Genomic DNA, 25,852 nt, shown 5'->3' with positions numbered 1-25,852 from the left:
TGTTTGTGCCTGTTTTTTTCGGCGGTTATCGTGACGTGGCTGTCAACTAACAAGGAGATAACAGCATGAAATGTGGAATCAAAGCACTGTTAATTACGCTGGCTATTGCCACCACCGGGATGAGCGCTGGCGCGCTGGCGGGGACACCTGCCGCCAAACCACAGACGGTACAGAGCAAGACCGACGCAGCCGCGCCGGTGCAGGGGCAAACCAAAGCGACCGACGCCGGTAAAAACGTGGATGATGACGGTACGCGGGTGAGTATCAATTCGGCATCTGCAGAAGACCTGGCCCGCGCGATGAATGGTGTCGGCCTGAAAAAAGCACAAGCTATCGTCAGCTACCGCGAAGAGTATGGTCCTTTCAAAACTGTCGACGATCTCAAACAGGTTCCGGGTATGGGCAGCGCGCTGGTTGAGCGCAACCTCTCACACCTGACGTTGTAATCTCACATTTACTTGCACTGCAGCAATAATTTGCCAGGATAAAGAGGTCATACCAGTTATGACCTCTAATCCTACAATAACAGTAAAGGCTATTGCGCTATGCAGACAAAAATCAAAGTACGCGGTTTTCACCTCGACGTTTACCAGCATGTGAACAATGCCCGCTATCTTGAGTTTCTTGAAGAAGCGCGCTGGGACGGGCTCGAAAATAGCGAAAGCTTTCAGTGGCTGAGTGCGCACAACATCGCGTTCGTGGTCGTCAATATCAACATCAACTACCGCCGTCCGGCCGTGCTGGGTGATGTGCTCACCGTGACCAGTCAGGTACAGCAGTTAAGTGGCAAAAGTGGGGTATTAAGCCAGGTGGTGACGCTCGATCCAGAAGGGCAGGTGGTGGCTGATGCGCTGATTACGTTTGTCTGTATCGATCTGAAAACCCAGAAGGCGCTGCCGTTCGAAGGAGAGTTGCGGGAAAAGCTGGAGCTGATGATCGCTTAGGATTTTTGTCTTTTATAAAAGACAAAAGGATTTTTCAGGGATAGAATAATGGACAGGGACTACGTTGTTGAACGTTACCGGACCCGTGACGGAAAAATTCCGTTCGAGGAGTGGGTAGCAAGGATGAGGCGAAAGGATCCGGAGACCGTTTTACGGATCCTTATGCGTATTAACCGTGCAATAAAACGTAATTTTGGTGATTACAAATACCTTAGAGAAGGTGTTTGGGAGATGCGAATTGATAGTGGTCCCGGTTACAGGATCTATTTTGCCGTAGAGCATCAGAGGGTCTTGTTGTTACTCATCGGGGGTGACAAGAAGAGTCAAAGAGAAGATGTTAAACAGGCGGTAGATTACTTGAAAGATCATCTATCGAAAGGAAAAACAGATGAGCACCTCTAAACGACAATATTCAAGTTCTGTCAGTCATCACAATGCGGTTGTGAAAATGCTTCGTGAGAACCCTTCCTATGCTCAACTTTACCTGCAAATAGCACTGGAAGAAATTTATGAAGATCAGGGGATCCCTGCCTATCTCATTGCACTCCGTCAGGTCATCGAATCCCGCGGCGGCATAGGTGAAATTGCTGCTAAATCGGGTCTTTCCCGTCAGCAGCTATACCGAACCTTGTCTGACAACGGCAACCCAACGCTGACGACGTTAATGAAAGTCACGCGTGCTGCCGGCGTAAAACTGTTCGACAGCACGGTCAAGTAACCCTATTTAAGCCCGGTTTTTTTCTGCATCGCGGCCATCACGCCGACTTTATCGGCAAGATAATGATTCAGCCCGTTAGCGCGCAGGTTACAGGCGGCGCACTGGCCGCAACCGTCGCCTTTGATGCCGTTATAGCAGGTGAGGGTTTCGCTGCGAACCAAATCCAGCTTGCCCCAGTAGTCCGCCAGCGCCCAGGTTTCTGCTTTATCCAGCCACATCAGAGGGGTTTCAAAGCGCGTATCTTTCGCCATCCCCAGATTGACGGCGTGGTTTAACGCTTTCACAAACTCGTCGCGACAGTCCGGGTAACCGGAGAAGTCGGTTTCACATACGCCGGTTATCACCGCTTCGGCTTTTACCTGGTAAGCGTAAATCGCTGTCAGGGTCAGGAAAAGGATATTACGGCCCGGCACGAAGGTGTTTGGAATGCCGCTGGCATCGGGTTCGTAGTCCGGGACGGGAATACTGTCGCGGGTGAGGCTGCTGACGGCCAGTTCATTTAACAGCGTAACATCCAGTACTTTGTGCGCGCGTGCGCCCAGTTTCAGGGCCAGTTCACGGGCAACGTCGATTTCAGCACGATGACGCTGACCATAATCGAAAGTAACACAGTGAACTTCATCGTACTGATGAAGAGCCTGGACCAGGCAGGTAGTAGAGTCTTGTCCTCCGCTGAACACGACGACGGCACGTTTCATAAATCATCTCGACAGTTACGTAAAAACGTTATGTTACCGTCTGACCACGACGGCGACCAGCTTCTTCACGATTTGGGGGCGGGCAGCCAGGCTTCGGTAAAATCAAACCAGCCGCGGGTGTTGAGGCGTATGCCGTTTACCCCCGGTGGGGCGCTGATTTGATACTGGTAGTTAAAAAGCGGTGTAAGGACCGCGTTTTCCATAAGCTGGCTAAATATCGCTTTCAAGCCAGCATGCCTATCCTGTTCATCGGCCTGGGTCTGTACCGCATCCAGGGTGGCCTGCAGATGAGCATACTGCGGCGCGCTCAGCAGATGTGGCCAGAGGGCATCACAGCGCAGCCATTGCTCAAGTGTATATTCCGGGGCTTCGCCAATCAGCCTGTCGCCCATCATCATGTCCGCGTCCGCCAGTTGCTGGCATCCATCCCAGGTTTTCGCATCGAAAAAGATAACCGTAAGCGCGCAGCCTTGTTGAGCAAGGTACTGTTTTAGCTGTCGAGCCATCGTGTGTAACTCAACCGGCAAATGGTAAATCAGGGTTAATTTCTTCGGTAGAGGGACATGTGTTAAATCCGGCCACTGGGGGATCGCCCAGCCGGGCAGTAATTCCTCTGTTGGGGTAATCAGCCCTTCGTTTAGCCCAAGCGTATGCAGAAGCGTTGAGAGATGAATAATATTGATGAGCCGTCGCGCCTGCATTTCACTAAGACGCGGGCTTTGCTTCAGTGTGAGATAACAAAAGCCCAGACTGATGCTGTTGGTTACCAGGCGCAGGCTCTCAAGTTCATCCGGCTCGCCAATGGCAATCTGCACCGGATGACGACAGCTGGTACCCAGACCAGAGTCAAACAGCGCCGGTGTGATCCAGTATTCAATAGCCTTAAGCAGCGGATGGCTGAGATGGTACTGTTCGTGACTCTCCAGACGAACCAGGTCGGGTTCATAGACGCTGAGTCTGAAGGGCCCGCTGCCCGTCATGGGCTGTTCGGGATGGGCAAGACGGCTGCAGTAGGTGGCCAGACGGTGTGCCAGCCAGTAATCCGGCTGGTGCAAGGTAAATGTCAGACACTGAGGGTGAGTGACGTCAACGCGTAAGACGCTCTGAAATAGCTTACGCAGGGCGGGCAGGGCAAAAAGCGCGGTCAGGCTTTGCTGAAGCTGTCCGGTCTCGACTTTATCGCCGTTATGCCAGTGCAGAGTGGATCGAATATAAAAATGCCAGCGCAGGCCGTCCTCTGACACCTCCCAGTGGTGGGCGAGATCGCCCGTGGGTTCACTGGAGCTGCCATGAAAGCGCGTCAGCCCGGAAAAAATCTGTCCGGCCAGATGCTGTTCCGCACGACCGGGCAGAAAACCCGGATGAAGCGGGTCCAGCGAGCGGTAATAGGGGATGCGCAGCGTCGGCGTGTCGTTTTGCCACTGTCCGCCTAAAAATGGATGCAGCAATGACCGCAGCGCGTCTGGTGCAAGCTGGGCCAGCTCAAGCACGTTGTGCTGCTGCCCACGTTTTAACGCCTCTTCCATCATCGCATTGCGCAGCGACTCCGGAGCGACATGGAACGTCAGTTCACCCCGTTTACCGCGGCCAGACTGCGCTCGCCAGCTCAGCCAGCCCGCTTCCTGGGCCTGTCGTAGCAGCGTTCGGACATGCCGCTCGCTACAAAAACAGCGGGCGGCCAGCTCGCTGATGGTGACCTTTTGCGTCGCACCCTCGGAAGGTTGCCAGAGGCGGTGATACTGATTAAGTCGATTAAGCTGGCGCATGAGAAACCCGGAACAATAATTATCATCTATTCACTATTACTTCCGTATATCTCACACGATACTGATGCACAAGTTAATCGCATCACATTTCGGGAGTAATCATGGCTCGGCTCGCTGCATTTGATATGGACGGTACGCTGTTAATGCCGGATCACCGTTTGGGGAAGAAAACCCTGAACACGCTGAAGCGCCTGCACGAGCGTGATGTCACCCTGACGTTTGCTACCGGGCGTCATGTGCTGGAAATGCGCCATCTACTTGGCGCGTTTTCCCTCGACGCCTTTCTGATCACCGGCAACGGGACGCGAATTCATTCTGTAGAAGGTGATGTGCTGCACCGTCAGGATCTCAACCCGGAAGTGGCGGATATCGTGCTGCACAGCACCTGGGATACGCAGGCCAGCATCCACGTCTTTAACGATCAAGGCTGGTTTACCGGACGTGAAATTCCGGAACTGTTGCATGCGCACGTCTACAGTGGTTTTAAATACCAGCTTATCGACCTGCGTCGGATCCCCGCCCATGCGGTGACCAAGATCTGCTTCTGCGGCGATCACGACGATCTCTGTCGCTTACGCATTCAGTTGAATGAGGCGCTGGGTAACCGGGCGCATCTGACCTTCTCGGCGGTGGATTGTCTGGAGGTGTTACCTGTGGGCTGTAACAAAGGTTCCGCCCTGGCAGTACTGAGCGACCACCTGGGCTTAACGCTGCAGGACTGTATGGCGTTTGGTGACGCTATGAATGACCGGGAGATGCTGGGCAGCGTCGGCCGTGGTCTGATTATGGGAAATGCGATGGCGCAGCTAAAAGCAGAGCTTCCCCATCTGCCGGTTATTGGGCACTGCGGTAACGAAGCGGTGTCTCATTTTTTGACGCATTGGCTGGACAACAACAACCTCCCGTATTCCCCCGAATAGTGAGACCCTTCCAGCAAGCCAGACCGAGGTCTGGCTTTTTTTATTTCAGCAGCTCTGCAATCCGGGCTTTCCACGGGGCGATATCGCCGATGTTGGTCTGCACCCACTCCGCATTGTAGTAGGTTTCAAGGTAGCGTTCGCCGCTGTCGCACAGAAGCGTGACGATAGAGCCGGTGCGGCCCGCTTCACGCATGCGTGCGGCGAGATGTAAGGCACCCCACATGTTGGTCCCGGTAGACGCGCCAACTTTGCGGCCAAGCTGCGTCTCCAGCCAGTGCGCCGTTGCCACGCTTGCGGCATCCGGCACGCGAAGCATTTCATCCACCACATCCGGGATGAACGATGGTTCAACGCGCGGACGGCCAATCCCTTCAATTTTGCTGCCCACCGGGCTGCGCAGGCTGGCATCGCGGTTTTGCCAGTAGTCGAGGAACACGGAGTTCTGCGGATCAACCACCATCAGCTGGGTATCATAGCCCTGACAGCGAATGTAGCGTCCGATCGTGGCTGACGTGCCGCCAGTACCGGCGCTCATCACAATGTACGACGGAACCGGATGCGGTTCGTGGGTCATCTGGCGGAAGATACTGTCGGCAATGTTGTTATTGCCGCGCCAGTCCGTCGCGCGCTCAGCGAAGGTGAACTGGTCCATATAATGGCCGTTGAGCTCGCGGGCCAGCATTTCGGAGGCGTCGTAGATTTCGCAGGCGCTTTGCACAAAGTGGCAGCGACCGCCGTAAAATTCGATCTGTTCGATTTTGCGTCTCGCAGTGCAGGAAGGCATCACCGCGATAAACGGCAGGCCCAGCAGGCGAGCAAAATAAGCTTCGGACACCGCCGTTGAACCGGATGAGGATTCAATGACAGTGGTACCTTCTTTAATCCAGCCGTTACATAAACCGTATAAAAACAGAGAACGCGCCAGACGATGCTTCAGGCTGCCGGTAGGATGGGTGCTTTCATCCTTCAAATAGAGCTGAATACCGTCAAATCCCGGCAGGGAAAGGCGAATCAGGTGCGTATCCGCCGAGCGCTGATAGTCGGCATTGATTTCGCTGATCGCATGTTTAACCCAGGTGCTATTCATCGTAGTTATCCGTTTGTCATTTTGTGCCTAGCATAGCGAAAAGCACAGAAAAAATTGTTGCTATCTGGCCTTTAAAATAGAATGAAGGGAGAAAAATTTTCTCTGTGAGGTGGGTATGCTAGATAAAATTGACCGCAAGCTCCTTTCATTGCTGCAGAGTGACTGTACCCTCTCTTTGCAGGCGCTGGCAGATGCCGTTAATCTGACCACCACGCCGTGCTGGAAGCGCCTCAAGAAGCTTGAAGATGACGGTATTCTTCTGGGGCGCGTCGCATTATTAGATCCCGAAAAGCTGGGGCTTGGGTTGACGGCATTCGTCCTGATAAAAACTCAGCATCACAGCAGCGAGTGGTATTGCCGCTTTGTCACTCAGGTGTCTGAAATGCCAGAGGTGCTCGGCTTCTGGCGTATGGCCGGCGAGTACGACTACCTGATGCGCGTTCAGGTCGCAGACATGAAGCGCTATGATGATTTCTACAAGCGACTGGTGAACAGCGTACCGGGATTATCGGACGTTACCTCAAGCTTCGCCATGGAACAGATTAAATACACCACAGCGTTACCGATTGAATAACTTCGTAAAATACCTTCAGGAACAAACCGCGTGCGATTATTTGCCCAATTAAGCTGGTACTTTCGTCGGGAGTGGCAACGCTACCTCGGCGCTGTATTCCTGCTTATTATCATTGCCATTTTGCAGTTGATCCCGCCGAAAGTGGTGGGATACGTCGTGGATGGCGTCACCGAACAGCATTACACCACCGCACGGGTGTTGATGTGGGTTGGCACGCTGGTGCTGACGGCCGTCATTGTTTATCTGCTGCGCTACGTCTGGCGCGTGCTGCTGTTTGGCGCGTCCTATCAGCTGGCCGTTGAGCTGCGTGAAGATTTTTATCGCCAGCTGAGCCGGCAGCATCCCGAATTTTATCTGCGCCATCGCACCGGGGATCTTATCGCGCGCGCCACTAACGACGTCGATCGCGTGGTCTTTGCCGCCGGGGAAGGGGTGCTGACGCTGGTGGACTCGCTGGTGATGGGCTGTGCGGTGTTGATCGTCATGTCCACGCAGATCAGCTGGCAGTTAACCCTGCTTGCCCTGCTGCCGATGCCGCTCATGGCGCTGGCGATCAATCGCTACGGCGAACAGCTGCACGAGCGCTTTAAGCTGGCGCAGGCGGCGTTTTCGTCTCTGAACGATCGCACCCAGGAGAGTATGACCAGCATCCGTATGATCAAAGCGTTTGGCCTGGAAGACAGACAATCTGCTCTGTTTGCGGCTGATGCCGCAGACACGGGGGCGAAGAACATGCGCGTCGCGCGTATTGACGCCCGTTTTGACCCGACAATTTATATCGCAATTGGCATGGCAAACCTGCTGGCGATTGGTGGCGGAAGCTGGATGGTGGTGCAGGGCGCGTTGACCCTCGGCCAGTTAACCAGCTTTGCGATGTATCTGGGTCTGATGATTTGGCCGATGCTGGCGCTGGCGTGGATGTTTAACATCGTTGAGCGTGGCAGCGCGGCCTATAGCCGTATTCGCGCCATGCTGGCTGAGGCGCCAGTGGTCAATGACGGTAGCGAATCGGTACCGGAAGGACGCGGTGTTATGAAGGTCGACGTCCGTCAGTTTGTCTATCCGCAAGCGGAACATCCGGTACTGGAGAACGTCAGTTTTACGCTTCAGCCCGGCCAGATGCTGGGCATTTGCGGCCCGACGGGGGCCGGAAAAAGTACCGTGCTCTCTCTGCTCCAGCGTCACTTTGACGTCACGCAGGGTGATATTCGCTTCCATGATATTCCCCTGACCAGGCTGGTGCTGGATGAGTGGCGAGGTCGCCTGGCGGTGGTGAGCCAGACGCCATTTCTGTTTTCAGACACCGTGGCGAACAACATTGCCCTTGGAAAACCGTCGGCAACGCAGGAAGAGATAGAGCATGTGGCGCGGTTAGCCAGCGTACATGACGATATTTTGCGTCTGCCCCAGGGCTATGATACGGAAGTCGGAGAGCGGGGCGTCATGCTGTCCGGCGGGCAAAAACAGAGAATCTCCATTGCCCGCGCGCTATTGCTGAATGCTGAAATCCTGATCCTGGATGATGCGCTTTCCGCCGTGGATGGCCGTACCGAGCACCAGATCCTGCATAACCTGCGCCAGTGGGGCGACGGACGCACGGTGATTATCAGCGCCCACCGTTTGTCAGCGCTCACCGAAGCCAGCGAAATACTGGTATTACAGCACGGGCATATTGCCCAGCGCGGGCAGCATGAAACGCTTGCTGAGCAACCGGGCTGGTATCGCGATATGTATCGCTATCAGCAGCTTGAAGCGGCGCTAGATGATGCGCCGGAACACGTTGAGGAGGCCACTCATGCGTAAGCTCGGAACGATGTGGCCGACGCTTAAACGTCTGCTGGCCTACGGCTCGCCGTGGCGTAAACCGCTGTCCGTGGCCGTGCTTTTACTCTGGATTGCGGCGATTGCCGAGGTGAGCGGCCCGCTGCTCATCAGCTACTTCATCGATAATATGGTCGCTAAAAGCTACCTGCCGCTGGGGCTGGTGGCGGGCTTAGGCGTGGCTTATGTTGGCTTACAAGTGACGGCTGCCGGGCTGCACTATGCCCAGTCGCTGTTGTTTAACCGTGCCGCGGTGGGCGTCGTACAGCAGCTGCGTACGGATGTGATGGACGCCGCGCTTCGCCAGCCGCTCAGCGAGTTTGATACCCAGCCGGTCGGGCAGGTGATTTCACGGGTAACCAACGATACGGAGGTGATCCGCGATCTGTACGTCACCGTGGTGGCGACCGTGTTGCGCAGCGCAGCGCTGATTGGCGCAATGCTGGTGGCAATGTTCAGCCTCGACTGGCGTATGGCGCTGGTGGCAATCACTATCTTCCCGGCGGTGTTGATTGTCATGGTTATCTACCAACGTTACAGCACGCCGATTGTGCGTCGGGTGCGCGCCTACCTGGCCGACATCAATGATGGCTTCAACGAAGTGATCAACGGCATGAGCGTCATCCAGCAGTTCCGCCAGCAGGCACGTTTTGGCGAGCGGATGGGCGAAGCCAGCCGCTCGCACTACATGGCGCGCATGCAGACCCTGCGGCTTGATGGGTTCCTGTTACGCCCGCTTTTGAGCCTCTTCTCCACGCTGGTGCTGTGCGGGCTGCTGATGCTCTTTGGCCTGACCACACGAGGAACCATTGAGGTTGGTGTTTTATACGCCTTCATCAGCTACCTTGGCCGCCTGAACGAACCCTTGATTGAGCTTACGACACAGCAGTCGATGCTCCAGCAGGCCGTAGTGGCAGGGGAGCGCGTATTCGAGTTGATGGACAGACCGCGTCAGACCTACGGCAACGATGAGCGTCCTCTGCAAAGCGGGGCCATTGCCTTTGATAACGTCTCGTTTGCCTATCGCGATGACCAGATGGTGTTGCAGGACATCACGCTTGATGTCCCGTCACGCGGGTTCGTGGCGCTGGTGGGGCATACCGGCAGCGGCAAGAGCACGCTCGCCAGCTTATTAATGGGATATTACCCGGTAAGCCGCGGTGAGATCCGCCTCGACGAACGCCCGCTCGCGTCTCTCAGCCACACTGTGTTACGCAAAGGCGTTGCGATGGTGCAGCAGGATCCGGTCGTACTGGCCGATACCTTCTACGCCAACGTGACCCTGGGGCGAGATTATACCCAGGAGCAGGTCTGGGACGTGCTGGAAAAAGTGCAGCTGGCAGCGCTGGCGCGCGGGTTTAGCGACGGGATCAATACGAAACTGGGCGAGCAGGGGAACAATCTCTCCGTTGGACAAAAACAGCTCCTGGCGCTGGCGCGGGTGCTCATTGAAACACCGCAGATACTGATTCTGGATGAAGCAACGGCCAGTATTGACTCCGGTACCGAGCAGGCCATCCAGCAGGCGCTGGCTGCCGTACGCGACCATACGACGCTGGTGGTGATTGCCCATCGCCTTTCGACCATCGTCGAGGCAGATACTATTCTGGTGCTGCATCGCGGACAGGCCGTTGAACGCGGTACGCACCGCGAGCTGCTGGAAGCAAAAGGGCGGTACTGGCAGATGTATCAGCTGCAGCTGGCGGGCGAAGAGCTGGCGGCCAGCGTGCGAGATGAAGAGTCGCTTAGCGCCTGATGCACCAAAATGAGGCGGCGCGCTAACAGTCATTCCTGTTGGTGCAAAACTAAAACGCACCCTGCACCGGCATGGTGCGTTTTTTTTCACCGGTTCGTTTATCGGTACCGTGTAACGCTCATCGCACCGCTGTTCCCCCTGGTTTTCATTTCTGGCACATCCCTTGCAATACCTTCTGCGTTAGCTGCGGCCATTACCGAATTCTGACTGGAGGGGATCTATGAAGCTGGTTACGGTTGTAATCAAACCATTCAAACTCGAAGACGTGCGTGAAGCGTTGTCTTCAATGGGTATTCAGGGACTGACTGTCACCGAAGTGAAAGGCTTTGGTCGTCAGAAGGGTCATGCCGAGCTTTATCGCGGGGCGGAATACAGCGTTAACTTTCTGCCAAAAGTAAAAATTGATGTCGCGATTGCTGACGATCAGCTAGATGAAGTCATTGATGTCATTAGCAAAGCGGCCTATACCGGCAAAATTGGCGACGGCAAAATTTTCGTTGCCGAACTGCAGCGCGTCATTCGCATCCGTACCGGCGAATCTGACGAAGCGGCACTGTAATTAACGCCTGGCACACAGTGATAGGGAACGAGAAAATGAAGATAGCAACACTTAAAACGGGTCTGGGTTCGCTGGCACTGCTGCCGGGCCTGGCGCTGGCTGCTGCACCTGCGGTGGCAGACAAAGCCGATAACGCCTTTATGATGATCAGCACCGCGCTGGTGCTGTTCATGTCCATTCCGGGCATTGCGCTGTTCTATGGCGGCCTGATCCGTGGCAAAAACGTTCTCTCCATGCTGACGCAGGTTGCCGTAACGTTCGCACTGGTCTGCGTGCTGTGGGTGGTTTACGGTTACTCGCTGGCTTTCGGCACGGGCAACGCGTTCTTTGGTAACTTCGACTGGGTGATGCTGAAAAATATTGAACTGACCGCGCTGATGGGCAGTTTCTACCAGTATATTCACGTTGCTTTCCAGGGCTCGTTCGCCTGCATTACCGTCGGGCTGATTGTGGGCGCGCTTGCGGAGCGTATTCGTTTCTCTGCGGTCCTGATCTTCGTGGTGGTCTGGCTGACGCTCTCCTATGTGCCGATTGCGCACATGGTCTGGGGTGGCGGTCTGCTGGCGACGCATGGCGCGCTGGACTTCGCGGGTGGTACCGTTGTTCACATTAACGCCGCAGTAGCGGGTCTGGTTGGCGCATACCTGATTGGCAAACGCGTGGGCTTCGGTAAAGAAGCGTTCAAACCGCACAATCTGCCGATGGTCTTCACCGGTACCGCGATCCTCTACTTTGGCTGGTTTGGTTTCAACGCCGGCTCAGCAAGTGCCGCGAACGAAATCGCCGCGCTGGCCTTCGTGAATACCGTTGTGGCCACGGCAGGTGCAATCCTCTCCTGGGTCTTTGGCGAGTGGGCTGTGCGCGGTAAACCTTCTCTGCTGGGTGCCTGTTCGGGGGCGATTGCCGGTCTGGTCGGTATCACCCCAGCATGTGGTTATGTCGGTGTGGGTGGCGCGCTGCTGGTCGGCCTGGTGTCAGGTCTGGCGGGTCTGTGGGGCGTGACGGCGCTGAAACGTATTCTGCGCGTTGATGACCCTTGCGATGTGTTTGGCGTGCACGGCGTGTGCGGCATCGTCGGCTGTATCATGACCGGTATCTTTGCAGCGAAATCGCTGGGTGGCGTGGGCTACGCAGAAGGCGTCACCATGGCCCATCAGGTGCTGGTGCAGCTGGAAAGTATTGCTGTCACCGTGGTGTGGTCTGCCGTTGTCGCTTTCATTGGCTACAAACTGGCGGACATGACGGTTGGTCTGCGCGTACCGGAAGAGCAGGAACGCGAAGGTCTGGACGTCAACAGCCACGGCGAGAATGCGTATAACGCATAATCTGAGCGTTTTGCCGCCTTACCCGGCCTACAACTGCACAATCCGTAGGCCCGGTAAGCGTAGCGCCACCGGGCTTTTTTTCATCAACCTCTATTACGCATCACCCCTTCCTGGACCGTCGAGGCGACCAGCACGCCATCCTGAGTATAAAACTCCCCACGCACAAACCCGCGCGCGCTCGATGCTGACGTACTTTCCACGCTGTAGAGCAACCACTCATTCATGTTGAATGGACGGTGGAACCACATGGAGTGATCGATCGTCGCGACCTGCATCCCTTTTTCGAGGAACCCGACGCCGTGCGGCTGCAGCGCCACCGGCAGGAAGTTGAAATCTGACGCATAGCCCAGCAGATACTGATGAACGCGGAAGTCCTCCGTTACGGTACCGTTAGCCCGGATCCAGACCTGGCGCTTCGGTTCCGCGGTGTGACCTTTCATCGGGTTGTGGAACTCGACGGGGCGGATCTCAAGCGGCTTATCGCAGAGAAACTTCTCTTTGACCTGCGGCGGAAGCAGATGCGCCAGCGCACGGGCGATATCGGTCTCTGATTTGAGCTCGTCTGGCGACGGTGCCGGAGGCATCACTTTCTGGTGCTCGTAGCCGGGTTCAGGCGCCTGGAAAGAGGCGGTCATGTAAAAGATCGGCTTACCGTTCTGGATGGCCGCTACGCGGCGCGCGCTGAAACTGTTGCCATCTCTCAGGACTTCAACGTCATACACGATCGGTTTTGCGCTATCACCAGGGCGTAAGAAGTAGCTGTGGAATGAGTGCACCAGACGGTCTGCCGGGACAGTCTCCTTTGCAGCGTACAGCGCTTGTCCAACGACTTGTCCTCCGAAGACCTGGCGTAAGCCTAAATCTTCGCTCTGTCCGCGAAAGAGTCCTTCCTCAATTTTTTCCAGATTCAGTAATGTCAGCAGATTGTTCAGTGCCTGACTCATAGTTGTCCTCAATAAACGCCGTAGCGAAAGATAGGCAGAGTATAACGCAGAAATGAAAGTGGTCCGATGGGTAGAATAATCTGAATATCGGGACGATTTCAGGCATTAATCAGTGATTTGTGCCACACTTGAATACGTTATGTGATTGAAACGACATCGGATGGGATCGATCCCGCTGGTGCATTGATGATAAGGAGACTTCAATGAAACTCGTGCCCATGCTAAGTGGTGTAGCTATTGCGGTGGCGTTGTCCGCCTGTGCCGGTAAGAGCGCCCAGGTGCCTGTACCAGCAGCCGATCCGAACGGGATTAATACCCTTTCGCAGCAATCCATTCAGCAGCCTAACGTTTCCGGTACCATCTGGATTAAACAGAAAGTCGCGTTACCGCCGGATGCGGTATTAACGGTGACGCTGTCTGATGCTTCCCTGGCCGACGCGCCATCGAAGGTTGTGGCTCAGCGCGCCGTCCGTACGGAAGGCAAGCAGGCGCCGTTTAGCTTCGTGTTACCGTATAACCCGTCGGACGTGCAGCCTAATGCCCGTATCCTGCTGAGTGCAGCGGTAACGATCAACGGTAAGCTGGTGTTTATCACCGATACGGTCCAGGAAGCGATTAACAACGGTGGGACAAAAGTCGACCTGAATCTGGTGCCTGTGCAGCAGACCGAAGTGCCGGTTGCACCGCAGACCAATCAGCCGTCCCTGCCAACCCCACCAACTCAGATGTAATGATGGTATTTCCCCTCTCCTCCGGGAGAGGGGTCAGTACACCCAGCGGTACTTCTGCAAATCGATCTGACCCGAGCCTGACACCTGCACGCCCTCTGAAAGTAACGCCTGACGCTGACGCTGGAGATCCGGTCCGGTGAGCGAGATGGCGCCATGACGATTCACCACCCGATGCCAGGGCAACGTGCTTCCTTCCGGTAGCCGTTTCAGGACGCCTCCAACCTGTCGCGCCGCGCGCGGAGAGCCTGCCAGACGCGCGACATCACCATAGGTGGTGACATAGCCTTCCGGCACAGAGGCCACAATTTGCCATACGCGCTGTGGAAAGGAGTCGTGTTCGTCCATACCTTCACCTGTGGGGATTTTCTGGAGAGCCATGGTAAACGAAGATCGTGATGATTGCTGCGCCTGTTTGCGCAAGAAACCAGCATCCAGTTCCTGGCAGCTTGCAATTGGGCGTTAGCACAGGGATAATGCGCCAGCGCGTTGGTTATCAACGCTCTCAATGGGGGCTCTGTTGGTTCTCCCGCAACGCTACTCTGTTCACCAGGTCAGGTCCGGAAGGAAGCAGCCAGGGCAGACGACGTGTGTGCCGGGATGTAGCTGGCAGGGCCCCCACCCATTTCTGGCCTCATAATGTCTTCCTCTTTAGCCTTATTCCACACAAATACAAAGCCTATATCGTGTAATATATATTTCATTTCACTGAAATATTAATGTCATAAACTTGTAATAATAGACTGGCATTTTATATTCGGATGTCTATTTTCTTCCATAACTCAAAAAAATATATATCTGGATAACATTGTTAACTTCGTGTATTAAATAAAGTACTTATTCCGAAGGGAAGTGACAAACATGGCTACAGCGGTATTAAATGTTAAGATTGATGACGCGCTAAAAGAAAGACTTCGCCACTATGCGGAAGACAATAACGAGAATTTAAGCGTGACGACAGAGAAACTGCTGCTGCTGGCGTTTGAAGCAGTAGAAGAGGCGGGAGTATCGGAAGAGGATATTGATAATCAGCATACGGAAGAAGAGAGTGTTTCTCCTTTTACTCCTAAAGAAATCAAAGCTCTACGTAAACTTCTGAAGAAGAGAAAATGAAACAACAACTGTCAACTGCCAGTGACTACAAAGAGGCCTGCGATCTGTTGCGTTCAGGCTACGTGAAGCACGTACGTCTTGGCTGGAATGTCGGTAGTGATGAGTTCTTTCGTATTGCGTCTGACTGGTGTGATACCGGCGCAAAAATAAAGAAAGATGGTGAAAACTTCGTTATTTCACTTAAAGGTTTTCCTATTCCTGCTCAGCATTAACTCCTGACTGGTGAAAACTGCTGACTGCCTACGTGACAGTCAGCAGTTTTTATTTTTTATGATCGGCTTCAAACTTTTTAATATTAAATCACGCTGCGTTTTACCGGCAGTACGTTTTTATTCAGAGCAAGCCATAGCGGTTTGATCCTCAGCAACGCCTGCTCAAGCTCTGTCGGTTCGAGCGAGAAGGGCATCCGTAAATAGCGATCAAACGCGCCTGATAAACCAAACCGCGTCCCGGTCCCCAGATTGATCCCCAGAATCTCAGCCCGCGCGGCAAGCTGTGTCGCCAGCATGCCCGGGAGTTCTATCCAGTAAGAGAGCCCGCCTTCCGCTTCATGGAACGTCCACTCCGGGAAATGTTCGCGCAACAGTTCACCGCATCGATCGCGTCGTTCTGCCAGCATCTTCCGGCGTGCGGGTAGAAACGTCTCGCTGTTGTTCATGAGCCACAGCATCGCCAGCTGTTCCAGCAGCGGCGACCCTAAATCCAGGGTATCCCGCGTCTGGGCAAGCGTGGCGATAGTACGCGAGGAGGCGCGGATCCAGCCGAGACGCAGTCCTCCCCAGAAGCTTTTTCCCGCAGAGCCTAACGTGATGACGGTGGCCTGCGGGTTAAAGGATGCGAGGGGCGGCGGTGGAGGCGAGTCAAACCAGAGATCCACCATCGTCTCGTCTACCACCAGCGCCGTACGGGTTTGTGCAGCAATATCGGTGATGGTCTGACGGGTAGCGATGTCCATGCATCGTCCGGTCGGGTTATGAAAATCTGGCATCAGATACGCCAGCCGCGGCGCTGTCTGGGCAAGCGTTGCCGCGAAGCCGTCCGTATCCCAGCCGGTTTCCGGCAGTGACACCCCCACGGGCCGACACTGCGCCCCCTGAATGGCGGCAATCGCCAGCGGGTAGGTGGGATGATCAACCACGACGCGATCCCCCGGCCCGGTCATCATCCTCAGTACCAGCGCAAAGCCGCTGACAGCGCCATTGACCACCATCACTTCTTCAGCGCGAGTGGGAAGACCGCGTGCGGTGTAGCGCGCAGCGATGGCCTCCCGCAGCGCCGGCAGTCCAAGCTGATCGTAGCCCGTCAGCGAGAGGTGTTGCGTAATGGCCGTGAGCGCATGGGTATACGCCTGGTGGATCTCCGGACCGGCATTCAGGGCGGCAGTGGAGAGGTCCAGTGCGGCACTCGCCGCTGAAAGAGTGGGAACAGCGCGCGTATCCGGGAGGATCACTCGTGAACCGCTACCGTGACGGCTTTCAAGGTAACCCTCCTCACGCAGATGGGCGAGGGCGCTGCTGATCGTGGTCCGGCTCACGTCGAGCGCAGAGGCCAGCTCACGTTCGCCCGGCAGCCGCGTATTGAGTGCCAGCCGGCCATCAAGGATGAGCAGACGCAGCGCATCGGCCAGCTGACGCCAGAGCGGAGTGCGGGAAGAGGTTTGCTGCCAGTGGCCTAAAAGGCGTATCAGAGACTGGCTTCCGAAGCGGCGTGATGACATATGCAGTCCACTATTTGAAAACTGGACATTAATCATAGTGCCATTTTAGGTCAGGATGAAAGCCTGGTTCACTGGAGAAGATAAAAATGGTGCGTCGTCTGCTACAACTTTATGTCGGTTTAGGGCTGTATGGCCTTTCCACCGCGATGTTTATTCGTTCCGATTTGGGTGTCGATCCCTGGGATGTGTTTCACCTTGGGGTGGGGATGCAGCTGGGGATGAGTATCGGGACGGTGATCATTTTAGTCGGCGCTGCGGTGCTGCTGCTGTGGATCCCACTGCGTCAGATGCCGGGGCTTGGCACGATCAGTAACGTGATTTGTATCGGTCTGGCGGCAGATGCCAGCATGGCGCTTATCCCCGAACTGAGTTCCTTGCCCCTTCGAATAACGCTATTAGTCGGGGGCATTGTGATGAACGCAATTGCGACCAGCATGTACATCGGTGCCGGTTTCGGGCCTGGCCCGCGCGACGGCCTGATGACCGGCATTCATGCCCGGCTGGGGTGGTCCATTCGCAGCGTGCGTACCTCAATTGAGGTGTCTGTCCTGCTGATTGGGTGCGTGCTGGGCGGCACGTTTGGGGTGGGGACCGTATTATATGCCCTGACCATTGGCCCACTTATCCAGCTCTGTTTGCCCTGGTTCCGCCAGAAGCCGCGCATTGAAGAAATTCCCCAGCCGGAGCGGGTTGTTTAATTTTGCGAAGCGCTCACATGTTTTAACGGCGTCGCTGTGCCAGAATAGGCATCCCGAAATACGCGATGCCAGAATGCATGAAAGCTATCACTCTCTATGATGTCGCCCTCCTTGCGGGGGTTTCTTATCAAACCGTTTCCCGCGTCATTAACGACGCGGAACATGTGTCCGCCCGCACGCGAGAAAAGGTGCAGCAGGCGATGGCGGAGCTGCACTACGTTCCTAACCTTCGGGCACAGCAGCTGGCGGGTAAACGCACCCGTACGCTGGGCCTCATCACTACCGATCTGGCCCTGCACGCGCCTTCGCAAATTGTATCGGCGGTAAAATCCCGTGCGGCGGAACAGGGGGCGAGCGTCCTCATTTCCATGGTGGAGCAACCACAGCAGTGTCAGACCGCGCTTCAGGCGTTGCTGGCGCAGCGCGTAGAAGCCCTGCTGGTGAATGTTCCGCTTGACGATGAACATGCCGAACAGCTCAGGGCGCTGGCGTCGCCTGTTCCGGTGCTGTTCCTTGATGTATCGCCCTCCGCGCAGGTAAACAGCCTTGTGTTTAACGCAGAACAGGGCGCGCGTCTGGGCGTTGAGCATCTGATTTCGCTGGGGCATCAGCGTATTGCCCTGCTGAGCGGGCCGGAAAGTTCTGTTTCAGCACGGGCGCGTCTGGCGGGATGGAAAGCCACCCTGACACGCGCGGGTCTGGAAGCCGTTGCAGTGGCATACGGTGACTGGAGCGCGGCCAGCGGATATGAGAAGGGGCATCTGCTGCTGTCTGGTGCATTACCGGATGCGATTCTGGTGGCGAACGATCAAATGGCGCTCGGGGTGATTCGCGCCTGCGCGGAAAAAGGGATCGCGGTGCCGGGCCAGATTTCCGTGGTCGGGTTCGACGATACGGCTGACAGCGCCTGGTTTTCCCCGCCGCTGACGACCATTCGTCAGGCCTTTCGCGAGGCGGGCGAGCGCAGCGTGGAGTGGCTGCTGGCCCCCTCCGGGGGCGAAACGTGCTGGCAGGTTCAGCTGCCGGTTACGCTTGTTACCCGTCATTCCAGCGCGCGCCATGCTCCCCAGCAGGCTGAACGAGAGGAGCTGGCCCAGCAGCTCAGAAGTCTGGCACTGCTGGCCGAGCAGCTTGCCCGCAAATAAGACTTTTGTGATCTGACTCGCTACCCCGCGATTGAACGCTTTACCGTCGCAGAGTGCCAGGGCATGTTAACCAAAATTGTGAGCGCTTCGCAAAGAGGTTGATATGTCCAATACCCCATCGCTGACCCTCAGCGCCATTCTGGCCCGACGAGACTGGGAAAATCCGGGAGTTACCCAGTGGAATCGCCTGGCCGCACACGCGCCTTTACACAGCTGGCGTAATGAACACTCTGCCCGGGACGATGCCGGATCCGTCAGCAGGCGCACTCTCAACGGGGTGTGGCGATTCAGTTTTTTTGCTGCGCCCGAGCAGGTTCCTCAGGCATGGGTAACCAAAGATTGCGACGATGCCGTTGCGATGCCCGTGCCGTCTAACTGGCAGATGCAGGGGTTCGATACGCCCATCTACACCAATGTGACCTATCCCATACCCGTTAACCCGCCTTTTGTGCCGCAAGAAAACCCGACCGGCTGTTACTCGCTCACATTTGACGTGGAGGAGGCCTGGTTACAGAGCGGGCAAACCCGCGTTATCTTTGACGGCGTGAACTCGGCGTTTCATCTGTGGTGCAACGGAGAGTGGATAGGCTATTCCCAGGACAGCCGACTGCCCGCCGAATTTGACCTCTCGTTGGTATTACGCCCCGGTCAGAACCGCCTGGCGGTGATGGTCTTGCGCTGGTGCGACGGCAGTTATCTGGAAGATCAGGACATGTGGCGCATGAGCGGCATTTTCCGCGATGTGACCCTACTGCATAAACCCGAGACGCAGATTGCCGATTATCACGTGGTGACAGACCTGAATGCGGAACTGGACCGCGCGGTGCTGAAGATTGACGTCGCCCTGCAGGGAGCGCAATTTTCGACGTGTGAAGTGGCCTTTACCCTGTGGCGCAAGGGGGAGAAATGCGCCAGCGTTGTCCAGCGCCCGGGATCTGCCATTGTTGACGAACGCGGCAGCTGGGCCGAGCGCTTAAAGGTAACGATCCCCGTGGTGTCCCCCGCGCTCTGGAGTGCGGAAACGCCAGAACTGTATCGCCTGACGATGGCGCTGCTTAACCCGCGGGGGGAAGTGCTGGAGATTGAGGCGTGCGATGTTGGCTTCCGCCGCGTTGAAATCAGCAACGGCCTGCTGAAGCTCAACGGTAAACCGCTGCTGATTCGCGGGGTTAACCGGCACGAACATCATCCGGAAAACGGCCAGGTGATGGACGAAGCGACCATGCGTCGCGATATCGAAGTCATGAAGCAGCATAACTTCAACGCCGTGCGCTGCTCGCACTACCCGAACCATCCGCTGTGGTACCGGCTTTGCGATCGTTACGGGCTGTACGTCGTTGACGAAGCCAATATCGAAACCCACGGCATGGTGCCTATGAGCCGCCTGGCTGACGATCCGCGCTGGCTGCCCGCCATGAGCGAGCGCGTGACCCGCATGGTGCAGCGCGATCGTAATCACCCCTCAATTATCATCTGGTCGCTGGGCAATGAGTCTGGTCACGGCGCAAACCACGACGCATTGTACCGCTGGGTGAAGTCCACGGATCCGACGCGCCCGGTACAATACGAAGGCGGTGGAGCGAATACGGCGGCGACCGATATCGTCTGCCCGATGTACGCCCGTGTCGATCGGGATCAGCCCTTCCCGGCGGTGCCTAAATGGTCAATCAAGAAATGGATCGGCATGCCGGATGAAACGCGTCCGCTGATCCTCTGTGAATACGCCCACGCGATGGGTAACAGCTTCGGTGGGTTCGCGAAATACTGGCAGGCGTTTCGCAGCCATCCTCGCCTGCAGGGAGGGTTTGTCTGGGACTGGGTCGATCAGGCCCTGACGAAAAAAGACGAAAATGGTAACGCGTACTGGGCCTACGGCGGGGACTTTGGTGATAAACCGAACGATCGGCAGTTCTGCCTTAATGGCCTGGTCTTCCCCGATCGCACGCCGCACCCGGCGCTGTACGAAGCGCAGCGCGCGCAGCAGTTTTTTACCTTTACACGTATAAGCACCTCTCCGCTGGTGATAGAGGTACAAAGCGGCTACCTGTTCCGCCACACCGATAACGAAGTACTGAGATGGACGCTTGCCCGTGACGGGGAAGTGCTGGCCACGGGCGAGGTTATGCTCGCGATGGCCCCTGAAGGCGCTCAGCGTGTTGAGATCGCCCTGCCAGAGATGAAGGCCGAACCGGGTGAGGTCTGGCTGAACGTTGAAGTCCGCCAGCCGCTGGCAACGCCGTGGTCACCGGCTAATCATCGCTGCGCATGGGAGCAGTGGCCGCTTCCGGCTCCGCTCTTTATTGCGCCACCAGTGTCTGCGGGCGAACCTCCGGTTTTGATGCAAAACGAGCGCATGCTGGAGGTCACGCATCGTCAACAGCGCTGGCAGTTCGACTGCACCTCAGGCAACCTGACGCAATGGTGGCGCGAGGGCGTTGAAACGCTGCTCGCCCCGGTGACGGATAACGTGAGCCGCGCACCGCTGGACAATGACATTGGCGTGAGTGAAGCGACGCAAATCGATCCTAATGCATGGGTTGAACGCTGGAAAGCGGCGGGCATGTACGATTTCACCTCGCGCGTTCTGCACTGTGAGGCAGAGCAGCACGCGGGCGACGTCGTGGTCACCACCCTGCACGTCGGGGAGTATCACGGCAAAGCGCTGTTCCTGAGCCGTAAAACCTGGCGGGTGGACGATCGGGGGAGGCTGCACGGGGATATTCAGGTCGATATTGCGTCCGATATTCCGGAGCCTGCGCGCATTGGACTGAGCATTCATCTTGCCGAAACGCCGGAAAACGTTCACTGGCTGGGGCTGGGACCGCATGAAAACTACCCGGACAGAAAGCTGGCAGCAGAACAGGGGCGCTGGACATTACCCCTGGAGGCCATGCATACGCCGTATATCTTCCCGACGGAAAATGGTTTGCGCTGTGATACCCGCGAACTCGTGCTGGGAGCGCATCAGCTGAATGGCGCGTTCCATTTCTCAGCGAGCCGCTACAGCCAGCAGCAGCTGCGTGAGACAACCCATCATCATCTGCTGCGGGAAGAGCCGGGATGTTGGCTCAACCTTGATGCGTTCCATATGGGCGTGGGTGGCGATGACTCCTGGAGCCCCAGCGTTTCGCCGGAATTTATCCTCCAGAAACGCCAGCTTCGTTATTCCTTCAGCTGGCAACAAAGTCTTAACTGACCATTGAGAGGCGGCCACACGACGTGGCCGCAGGCTTACGCCAGAATTCCGCTCAGGCCATGCAGGCTCATGTAAATCCCTACTACGGTTATCAGCGCTGCGGAGATCCACGGCGCTTTGCGGGAGAATTCGCTAAACCCGGGCCAGCGTTTTGTCGCATGTTTGAGGCTTAAGGCGGCTATTGCGCCGGAAGCGACCAGCGTTAACGCCAGACCAATACTGAAGCTGAACACCAGCGTCGCGCCGAGGGCAAAATGCTTTAGCTGCAGGCAGATGAGTAGAACGGTGATGGACGCCGGGCAGGGAATGAGACCTCCCGTCAGGCCAAACATCACGATCTGTCCGGTGGTGACGTTTTGACCGTTGAAACGCCGGTTAATATCCTGCGCGTGCGCGCGCTGGTGGGCGTCCTGCCACTCGTCATCAACCAGTGGGTGTTCGTGGTGGTGATGATCGTGATGGTGGTCATGGTGATGATCATGGTCGTGATGATGATCGTGCGGCTGGCTCTCTTTCCAGGTTCGCCACGCCATCCACAGAGCGATTGCAACGATCAATACGCCAGAGATCAGCTGGAACCAGGGCTCGGACGTATGTGCATCCCAGCCCCGTCCAAACCATAATCCTGCCATGGCAATAATCCAGACCACCGCCGTATGGGAAAGCGTTGCCGCCAGACCGAGCAGTACCGCCTGCTTCAGCGTGCCGCGGATGGCCACGATAAAAGCGGCCATCATCGTTTTCGAGTGGCCCGGCTCCAGGCCATGTAGCGCACCGAGCAGAATAGCGCTGGGGACAAACAGCCAGGCATTACCCTGCTGCAGGAGTGAAGCAAAATCGTTCATGGAAAATTCCGGAGTGGAAAGCGTGACCTGATACTACTCCCCCCCAGTAGATTAATACTACCCCCCAGTAGAAAAATACTCAGGGGGAGTAGAGCGTGATATGCTTTAAATGCCAAAAAGATAAGGGTTGAAGAGATGTCACATACCGTTCGCGACAAGAAAATGTTATTGACTCGCCTGAAGAAAATTCAGGGGCAGAGTAACGCTCTGGAGAAAATGCTGAATAGCGATCACGAATGCGCCGAGGTATTACAGCAGCTGGCGGCGATCCGCGGGGCAGTCAACGGCATGATGATGCAGGTGATCGAAGGGCACTTAACCGATCATGTGGTGAAAGAGCCTGAAGAAGCGCAGCGTGAAGCCGATCTTGGCGTGGTGTTGCAGGTGATCAAATCCTATCTTAAGTAGAGTGCGTTCCGAGGTTATTTTCTGCCCAAAGAATAAATTCCGTTTTTGGCAGCGCTTTGCTGTAGTACCACCCCTGCCCATATTGCACGCCGTGTCGGTGCAGCCAGGCGAGCTGCCCTGCGGTTTCGACACCCTCTGCCACCATCGCCAGCTTCAGCGACTTCGCTATTTCAATGATGTGTGGCGTCACGTTTTTATATTCCAGCGCATCCACGAACGACTTATCGATTTTTAGCGTGTCGACGTCCAGATCCTGCAGATAGCTCAGGCTGGAATAGCCCGTGCCAAAATCATCAATATAGACAGGGTGCCCCGCGCGACGGAATGCGGCGATAGCCGGTGCGCTTATTTTGGGATCGGCAAAACCTCGCTCGGTTAGCTCAAGGGCGATCTGTTTTGGATGGACTTTCCACTTATTCAGCAATTGACTCAGCAGAGGCGGCAGGATGCCGGAGGTTAAATCGGCAGGCGCGAGGTTGATGGAGATATGCTGATCCGGATGATGTTGTAGCCAGTGGCCCATATCTTCAAACACCTTTTCGATGACTAACTGCGTGAGCTGCGAGATGAGCCCCGTTTGCTCGGCAAGGGGAACAAAGATATCAGGCGACAGACTACTTCCGTCTGGCTGGGGCCAGCGCGTCAGCGCTTCTGCACCCACGATTTTTCCGCTGCACAGCGCCACGATGGGCTGATAGTGAACCACAAAATCGCGGCTGTTAATGGCGTCAAGCAGGCGATTGCGCGGCGACTGGATACGGCGCAGTATCCGCAGGACAAAGAGCGCGGCAAGCAGGCTCATCAACATGCCGAACGGTAACCAGAAAAGAAGCTGCCGGTGCCAGGTTTCAGCCAGCGGTTTAAGCGTTGCCCATGCGACGACGGTAAACCCCAGTTCAGGTACAGACTTCATGACGTACATCGAACCGTTGTACTGAACGCTGGTCACACCCTGCTCCTGAATCATGTCGCGGATATGCGGATCGAGCTTATTGCTGCTGGCGAATATGCGGTGTGTTGTGCTTCCTACCAGGGCGGCATCAATCGCTATCTCACCGAAAGGGATCACATCCACAAGTGAGGCTGGATCGATCATGACAAGGTAATGACCTTTTCCCAGCACGGCCATGTAGTGGTGAAAACCAAGATCGTTTTGCGTGGTCAGCCAGGCACTGTAACCATCTTCGGTAATGCGCATCGGAGGGGGAAAAGGGGAGGCATGGCTGGTTTGCTCCAGGGAGGAGCAGAGCGGTTGAAGGTTGTCGATATAAATCACTTCCTGGACGTATCGCCACGAGAAAGCGACCCTGCGCATCTCCCTTAACTGCAGAGGGCTACACGGAACCCCCTCAAATGCCTGCAGGTGATTGAGCGCTTCTTTTGCCTGCTCCACGACCCTGTCGGTTCGTACCAGAACGCGCGAGGCATAGTTCTCCAGCGCATCGACAAATTTATCTTCCGCCTGGCGATGGGCCAGCCAGATGCTCAGGCAAATGGGGACCAGTATAGAAAAGATAAGTACGCCAGTCACCAGACTGACCAGGTGTCGGGTTTTCATGCCGTCGTGTCCTTCCTCGTATACCCATTCCTGGGCGCTGAGTTCCCTGCCTGAAGAGAAAGATTTTACCGCGAAATGATATAGTTATAGCACGTGGATGGCGTGGCTATCATTTTATCTAAGGCAAACCCGAAAATATCGTCAGGAGAGAGGGGTTGTTTTTTCAGTCTGGCCTGGATATTATTTTGTTATGTTATAACAAAACATAAGAGGTTTACGATGAAGCCAGATATCCACCCTGCCTATCGCACCGTGGTCTTTCACGACACCAGCGCCAATGAGTATTTTAAAGTTGGCTCAACCATTAAAACCGAGCGCGAAATTGAACTCGACGGTGAAACGTATCCGTACATCACCATCGACGTCTCATCAAAATCGCATCCGTTTTATACCGGTAAGCAGAAAACATTCTCCACGGACGGCAGCACAGCGCGCTTCCGCAAGCGTTTTGGCGGCTTTCTCAATGCGAAGCGGGGCTAACCATGCAGGTACTTAACTCATTGCGCAGTGCAAAACAGCGTCACCCGGATTGCCAGATAGTCAAACGCAAGGGACGCTTATACGTGATTTGCAAATCCAACCCGCGCTTTAAGGCGGTTCAGGGACGTAAAAAAAGACGCTAGACGCGTGTTTCTCGCCAGCTTTCCAGGGATCTTTTTTGTTTGCCATCGGCAGTAAAATTGTCGGTGGCAAGCCAGTTTTCAAAGGCGCTTGCCAGCGCTGGCCACTCTTTGTCGAGAATTGAAAACCAGTCGGTATCCCGGTTATGACCTTTAATGACCAGCGCCTGGCGAAAACGCCCTTCAAACTGAAAACCCAAACGCAGTGCCGCTTTGCGGGAAGGCTCGTTCAGACTATTACACTTCCATTCATAACGCCGGTAGCCAAGGGTATCGAACGCATACCGCATCAGCAGATACTGTGCTTCTGTCGACATTGGCGTGCGGCTTAACAGCGGAGAAAAGTGAACGTGCCCCACTTCCATAACCCCGTTTTTGGGATCGATCCGCATCAGGGACAGCGTCCCGACCGGAGACTGGGTCTGGTTATCCATAACGGTAAAGTGGATAGGATCGGATAATTCGCTCACGCTTGCCACCCATTCGGTAAACTCCTCCGCGGTGGCATCGGGTTCACGCAGTAGCCATGTCCAGCTGCGAGTATCTTCGGCCAGGGAATACGCGGAGAACAGTGCGTCGGCATGCTCCACTCGCAGCGGCTCAAGCCGACAATAGCGACCCTGAAGTACCACTCGGGACGGGTGCTGGCGAGGTTGCCAGTCGTTAAGGGGTTCACCCACTGGCTGTCCGAACTGATTGAATGTCTTCATCT

At 55.8% G+C, this 25,852-nt stretch carries 27 protein-coding genes, 1 other RNA gene and 1 pseudogene; 20 read left to right on the top strand and 9 right to left on the bottom strand.

Translation table 11 applies throughout. The annotated features are described in order from the left end of the window. The first annotated feature begins 65 nt into the window (after nucleotides 1-65). From E3U32_RS09795 to E3U32_RS09780, 4 genes are all read left to right on the top strand, one after another. Nucleotides 66-446 carry a helix-hairpin-helix domain-containing protein gene (locus tag E3U32_RS09795; RefSeq protein ID WP_134348621.1) on the top strand — a complete coding sequence of 127 codons (381 nt, stop codon included), beginning with the start codon at nucleotides 66-68 and terminating at the stop codon, nucleotides 444-446. A 99-nt stretch (nucleotides 447-545) separates the two neighbouring features. Continuing rightward, complete coding sequence (locus tag E3U32_RS09790) at nucleotides 546-944, top strand: YbgC/FadM family acyl-CoA thioesterase (RefSeq protein WP_134348620.1); 399 nt, start codon at nucleotides 546-548, stop codon at nucleotides 942-944. 48 nt (nucleotides 945-992) lie between these two features. Next, nucleotides 993-1,346 carry a type II toxin-antitoxin system RelE/ParE family toxin gene (locus E3U32_RS09785; RefSeq protein ID WP_108415717.1) on the top strand — a complete coding sequence of 118 codons (354 nt, stop codon included), beginning with the start codon at nucleotides 993-995 and terminating at the stop codon, nucleotides 1,344-1,346. Next, nucleotides 1,333-1,662 carry an addiction module antidote protein gene (locus E3U32_RS09780; protein WP_134348619.1) on the top strand — a complete coding sequence of 110 codons (330 nt, stop codon included), beginning with the start codon at nucleotides 1,333-1,335 and terminating at the stop codon, nucleotides 1,660-1,662. Before E3U32_RS09785 ends, E3U32_RS09780 begins: the two co-directional genes overlap by 14 nt. Before the next feature lie 2 nt (nucleotides 1,663-1,664). Here E3U32_RS09780 and queC read toward each other — a convergent pair whose 3' ends face one another. After that, on the bottom strand, nucleotides 1,665-2,360 hold the full coding sequence (gene queC, locus E3U32_RS09775; RefSeq protein ID WP_134348618.1) for a 7-cyano-7-deazaguanine synthase QueC: 696 nt from the start codon (nucleotides 2,358-2,360) through the stop codon (nucleotides 1,665-1,667). A gap of 65 nt (nucleotides 2,361-2,425) precedes the next feature. After that, the gene (locus E3U32_RS09770; RefSeq protein WP_134348617.1) at nucleotides 2,426-4,126 is read right to left on the bottom strand and encodes an SgrR family transcriptional regulator; all 1,701 of its coding nucleotides are present in this window, start codon (nucleotides 4,124-4,126) and stop codon (nucleotides 2,426-2,428) included. A 101-nt stretch (nucleotides 4,127-4,227) separates the two neighbouring features. Between E3U32_RS09770 and cof the strand changes: the two genes are divergently transcribed. Next, the gene (gene cof / locus E3U32_RS09765) at nucleotides 4,228-5,046 is read left to right on the top strand and encodes an HMP-PP phosphatase (protein WP_134348616.1); all 819 of its coding nucleotides are present in this window, start codon (nucleotides 4,228-4,230) and stop codon (nucleotides 5,044-5,046) included. A 40-nt stretch (nucleotides 5,047-5,086) separates the two neighbouring features. Here cof and E3U32_RS09760 read toward each other — a convergent pair whose 3' ends face one another. Then, nucleotides 5,087-6,133: a PLP-dependent cysteine synthase family protein gene (locus E3U32_RS09760; protein ID WP_134348615.1), complete on the bottom strand. Its 1,047-nt coding sequence runs from the start codon at nucleotides 6,131-6,133 to the stop codon at nucleotides 5,087-5,089. A gap of 115 nt (nucleotides 6,134-6,248) precedes the next feature. Here E3U32_RS09760 and E3U32_RS09755 point away from each other — a divergent pair, with 115 nt between their 5' ends. The 5 genes from E3U32_RS09755 (at nucleotide 6,249) to amtB (ending at nucleotide 12,168) form a co-directional block, all read left to right on the top strand. Beyond that, a complete protein-coding gene (locus tag E3U32_RS09755) occupies nucleotides 6,249-6,707 on the top strand; it encodes an Lrp/AsnC family transcriptional regulator (RefSeq protein ID WP_008503307.1) in 459 nt (152 codons plus the stop codon). A 30-nt stretch (nucleotides 6,708-6,737) separates the two neighbouring features. Beyond that, a complete protein-coding gene (locus tag E3U32_RS09750; RefSeq protein ID WP_134348614.1) occupies nucleotides 6,738-8,510 on the top strand; it encodes a SmdA family multidrug ABC transporter permease/ATP-binding protein in 1,773 nt (590 codons plus the stop codon). Then, nucleotides 8,503-10,284, top strand: a complete 1,782-nt coding sequence (locus tag E3U32_RS09745; protein ID WP_134348613.1) for a SmdB family multidrug efflux ABC transporter permease/ATP-binding protein — start codon at nucleotides 8,503-8,505, stop codon at nucleotides 10,282-10,284. Before E3U32_RS09750 ends, E3U32_RS09745 begins: the two co-directional genes overlap by 8 nt. Before the next feature lie 220 nt (nucleotides 10,285-10,504). Beyond that, nucleotides 10,505-10,843 (top strand): P-II family nitrogen regulator, encoded by a 339-nt coding sequence (glnK, locus tag E3U32_RS09740; RefSeq protein WP_008503304.1) that lies wholly within the window; start codon nucleotides 10,505-10,507, stop codon nucleotides 10,841-10,843. A 35-nt stretch (nucleotides 10,844-10,878) separates the two neighbouring features. Further along, nucleotides 10,879-12,168 carry an ammonium transporter AmtB gene (gene amtB, locus E3U32_RS09735; protein ID WP_047347266.1) on the top strand — a complete coding sequence of 430 codons (1,290 nt, stop codon included), beginning with the start codon at nucleotides 10,879-10,881 and terminating at the stop codon, nucleotides 12,166-12,168. Between the two features lie 83 nt (nucleotides 12,169-12,251). Here amtB and tesB read toward each other — a convergent pair whose 3' ends face one another. Then, nucleotides 12,252-13,112, bottom strand: coding sequence for an acyl-CoA thioesterase II (gene tesB / locus E3U32_RS09730; protein WP_134348612.1), 861 nt, complete (start codon nucleotides 13,110-13,112; stop codon nucleotides 12,252-12,254). Between the two features lie 203 nt (nucleotides 13,113-13,315). Between tesB and E3U32_RS09725 the strand changes: the two genes are divergently transcribed. Next, the gene (locus E3U32_RS09725) at nucleotides 13,316-13,843 is read left to right on the top strand and encodes a YbaY family lipoprotein (RefSeq protein WP_029741632.1); all 528 of its coding nucleotides are present in this window, start codon (nucleotides 13,316-13,318) and stop codon (nucleotides 13,841-13,843) included. A 33-nt stretch (nucleotides 13,844-13,876) separates the two neighbouring features. Here E3U32_RS09725 and E3U32_RS09720 read toward each other — a convergent pair. Further along, nucleotides 13,877-14,274 (bottom strand): annotated as a pseudogene (locus tag E3U32_RS09720) (MGMT family protein). 84 nt (nucleotides 14,275-14,358) lie between these two features. On the opposite strand from E3U32_RS09720, the gene ffs reads away from it, so the two are divergent. The 3 genes from ffs (at nucleotide 14,359) to E3U32_RS09705 (ending at nucleotide 15,165) form a co-directional block, all read left to right on the top strand. Further along, nucleotides 14,359-14,455, top strand: an RNA gene (gene ffs / locus E3U32_RS09715) — signal recognition particle sRNA small type. Between the two features lie 246 nt (nucleotides 14,456-14,701). Continuing rightward, the gene (locus tag E3U32_RS09710) at nucleotides 14,702-14,953 is read left to right on the top strand and encodes a hypothetical protein (protein WP_063144756.1); all 252 of its coding nucleotides are present in this window, start codon (nucleotides 14,702-14,704) and stop codon (nucleotides 14,951-14,953) included. Beyond that, a complete protein-coding gene (locus E3U32_RS09705) occupies nucleotides 14,950-15,165 on the top strand; it encodes a hypothetical protein (protein ID WP_008503298.1) in 216 nt (71 codons plus the stop codon). The genes E3U32_RS09710 and E3U32_RS09705 overlap by 4 nt, the downstream gene beginning before the upstream one ends. An 83-nt stretch (nucleotides 15,166-15,248) precedes the next feature. On the opposite strand, the gene E3U32_RS09700 is transcribed toward E3U32_RS09705, so the two are convergent. Further along, nucleotides 15,249-16,670: a PLP-dependent aminotransferase family protein gene (locus tag E3U32_RS09700; RefSeq protein WP_134348610.1), complete on the bottom strand. Its 1,422-nt coding sequence runs from the start codon at nucleotides 16,668-16,670 to the stop codon at nucleotides 15,249-15,251. An 86-nt stretch (nucleotides 16,671-16,756) separates the two neighbouring features. On the opposite strand from E3U32_RS09700, the gene E3U32_RS09695 reads away from it, so the two are divergent. From E3U32_RS09695 to E3U32_RS09685, 3 genes are all read left to right on the top strand, one after another. After that, on the top strand, nucleotides 16,757-17,368 hold the full coding sequence (locus E3U32_RS09695; RefSeq protein WP_134348609.1) for a YczE/YyaS/YitT family protein: 612 nt from the start codon (nucleotides 16,757-16,759) through the stop codon (nucleotides 17,366-17,368). A gap of 77 nt (nucleotides 17,369-17,445) precedes the next feature. Continuing rightward, complete coding sequence (locus E3U32_RS09690) at nucleotides 17,446-18,513, top strand: LacI family DNA-binding transcriptional regulator (protein WP_134348608.1); 1,068 nt, start codon at nucleotides 17,446-17,448, stop codon at nucleotides 18,511-18,513. Between the two features lie 103 nt (nucleotides 18,514-18,616). After that, entirely contained in the window at nucleotides 18,617-21,709 is a 3,093-nt protein-coding gene (locus E3U32_RS09685; protein WP_134348607.1) for a beta-galactosidase, read from the top strand. A gap of 35 nt (nucleotides 21,710-21,744) precedes the next feature. On the opposite strand, the gene E3U32_RS09680 is transcribed toward E3U32_RS09685, so the two are convergent. Next, nucleotides 21,745-22,554, bottom strand: a complete 810-nt coding sequence (locus tag E3U32_RS09680; protein WP_134348606.1) for a nickel/cobalt efflux protein RcnA — start codon at nucleotides 22,552-22,554, stop codon at nucleotides 21,745-21,747. Nucleotides 22,555-22,689: 135 nt separating this feature from the next. Between E3U32_RS09680 and E3U32_RS09675 the strand changes: the two genes are divergently transcribed. Continuing rightward, nucleotides 22,690-22,962 (top strand): metal/formaldehyde-sensitive transcriptional repressor, encoded by a 273-nt coding sequence (locus tag E3U32_RS09675; RefSeq protein WP_024906840.1) that lies wholly within the window; start codon nucleotides 22,690-22,692, stop codon nucleotides 22,960-22,962. Here the strand turns inward: E3U32_RS09675 and E3U32_RS09670 are convergent. Further along, the gene (locus tag E3U32_RS09670) at nucleotides 22,955-24,520 is read right to left on the bottom strand and encodes an EAL domain-containing protein (RefSeq protein ID WP_134348605.1); all 1,566 of its coding nucleotides are present in this window, start codon (nucleotides 24,518-24,520) and stop codon (nucleotides 22,955-22,957) included. The genes E3U32_RS09675 and E3U32_RS09670 overlap by 8 nt on opposite strands. Nucleotides 24,521-24,739: 219 nt before the next feature. Between E3U32_RS09670 and E3U32_RS09665 the strand changes: the two genes are divergently transcribed. After that, nucleotides 24,740-25,000: a type B 50S ribosomal protein L31 gene (locus tag E3U32_RS09665; protein WP_134348604.1), complete on the top strand. Its 261-nt coding sequence runs from the start codon at nucleotides 24,740-24,742 to the stop codon at nucleotides 24,998-25,000. Nucleotides 25,001-25,002: 2 nt separating this feature from the next. After that, complete coding sequence (gene ykgO, locus E3U32_RS09660; RefSeq protein WP_003859006.1) at nucleotides 25,003-25,143, top strand: type B 50S ribosomal protein L36; 141 nt, start codon at nucleotides 25,003-25,005, stop codon at nucleotides 25,141-25,143. On the opposite strand, the gene E3U32_RS09655 is transcribed toward ykgO, so the two are convergent. Next, nucleotides 25,140-25,850, bottom strand: a complete 711-nt coding sequence (locus tag E3U32_RS09655; RefSeq protein ID WP_134348603.1) for a GNAT family N-acetyltransferase — start codon at nucleotides 25,848-25,850, stop codon at nucleotides 25,140-25,142. The genes ykgO and E3U32_RS09655 overlap by 4 nt on opposite strands. Nucleotides 25,851-25,852 lie beyond the last annotated feature (2 nt).

The sequence above is a fragment of the Lelliottia nimipressuralis genome, from assembly GCF_004402045.1.
Lineage (GTDB): Bacteria > Pseudomonadota > Gammaproteobacteria > Enterobacterales > Enterobacteriaceae > Enterobacter > Enterobacter chinensis.
The sequence above is the reverse complement of the archived record's forward strand: the minus strand, read 5'-3'. Positions and strand labels throughout refer to the sequence as shown.

Coding starts and splice junctions, on each gene's coding strand:
- E3U32_RS09795 (WP_134348621.1), top strand. CDS start 66: ATGAAATGTGGAATCAAAGCACTGTTAATTACGCTGGCTATTGCCACC.
- E3U32_RS09790 (WP_134348620.1), top strand. CDS start 546: ATGCAGACAAAAATCAAAGTACGCGGTTTTCACCTCGACGTTTACCAG.
- E3U32_RS09785 (WP_108415717.1), top strand. CDS start 993: ATGGACAGGGACTACGTTGTTGAACGTTACCGGACCCGTGACGGAAAA.
- E3U32_RS09780 (WP_134348619.1), top strand. CDS start 1,333: ATGAGCACCTCTAAACGACAATATTCAAGTTCTGTCAGTCATCACAAT.
- queC (WP_134348618.1), bottom strand. CDS start 2,360: ATGAAACGTGCCGTCGTCGTGTTCAGCGGAGGACAAGACTCTACTACC.
- E3U32_RS09770 (WP_134348617.1), bottom strand. CDS start 4,126: ATGCGCCAGCTTAATCGACTTAATCAGTATCACCGCCTCTGGCAACCT.
- cof (WP_134348616.1), top strand. CDS start 4,228: ATGGCTCGGCTCGCTGCATTTGATATGGACGGTACGCTGTTAATGCCG.
- E3U32_RS09760 (WP_134348615.1), bottom strand. CDS start 6,133: ATGAATAGCACCTGGGTTAAACATGCGATCAGCGAAATCAATGCCGAC.
- E3U32_RS09755 (WP_008503307.1), top strand. CDS start 6,249: ATGCTAGATAAAATTGACCGCAAGCTCCTTTCATTGCTGCAGAGTGAC.
- E3U32_RS09745 (WP_134348613.1), top strand. CDS start 8,503: ATGCGTAAGCTCGGAACGATGTGGCCGACGCTTAAACGTCTGCTGGCC.
- glnK (WP_008503304.1), top strand. CDS start 10,505: ATGAAGCTGGTTACGGTTGTAATCAAACCATTCAAACTCGAAGACGTG.
- amtB (WP_047347266.1), top strand. CDS start 10,879: ATGAAGATAGCAACACTTAAAACGGGTCTGGGTTCGCTGGCACTGCTG.
- tesB (WP_134348612.1), bottom strand. CDS start 13,112: ATGAGTCAGGCACTGAACAATCTGCTGACATTACTGAATCTGGAAAAA.
- E3U32_RS09725 (WP_029741632.1), top strand. CDS start 13,316: ATGAAACTCGTGCCCATGCTAAGTGGTGTAGCTATTGCGGTGGCGTTG.
- E3U32_RS09710 (WP_063144756.1), top strand. CDS start 14,702: ATGGCTACAGCGGTATTAAATGTTAAGATTGATGACGCGCTAAAAGAA.
- E3U32_RS09705 (WP_008503298.1), top strand. CDS start 14,950: ATGAAACAACAACTGTCAACTGCCAGTGACTACAAAGAGGCCTGCGAT.
- E3U32_RS09700 (WP_134348610.1), bottom strand. CDS start 16,670: ATGTCATCACGCCGCTTCGGAAGCCAGTCTCTGATACGCCTTTTAGGC.
- E3U32_RS09695 (WP_134348609.1), top strand. CDS start 16,757: ATGGTGCGTCGTCTGCTACAACTTTATGTCGGTTTAGGGCTGTATGGC.
- E3U32_RS09690 (WP_134348608.1), top strand. CDS start 17,446: ATGAAAGCTATCACTCTCTATGATGTCGCCCTCCTTGCGGGGGTTTCT.
- E3U32_RS09685 (WP_134348607.1), top strand. CDS start 18,617: ATGTCCAATACCCCATCGCTGACCCTCAGCGCCATTCTGGCCCGACGA.
- E3U32_RS09680 (WP_134348606.1), bottom strand. CDS start 22,554: ATGAACGATTTTGCTTCACTCCTGCAGCAGGGTAATGCCTGGCTGTTT.
- E3U32_RS09675 (WP_024906840.1), top strand. CDS start 22,690: ATGTCACATACCGTTCGCGACAAGAAAATGTTATTGACTCGCCTGAAG.
- E3U32_RS09670 (WP_134348605.1), bottom strand. CDS start 24,520: ATGAAAACCCGACACCTGGTCAGTCTGGTGACTGGCGTACTTATCTTT.
- E3U32_RS09665 (WP_134348604.1), top strand. CDS start 24,740: ATGAAGCCAGATATCCACCCTGCCTATCGCACCGTGGTCTTTCACGAC.
- ykgO (WP_003859006.1), top strand. CDS start 25,003: ATGCAGGTACTTAACTCATTGCGCAGTGCAAAACAGCGTCACCCGGAT.
- E3U32_RS09655 (WP_134348603.1), bottom strand. CDS start 25,850: ATGAAGACATTCAATCAGTTCGGACAGCCAGTGGGTGAACCCCTTAAC.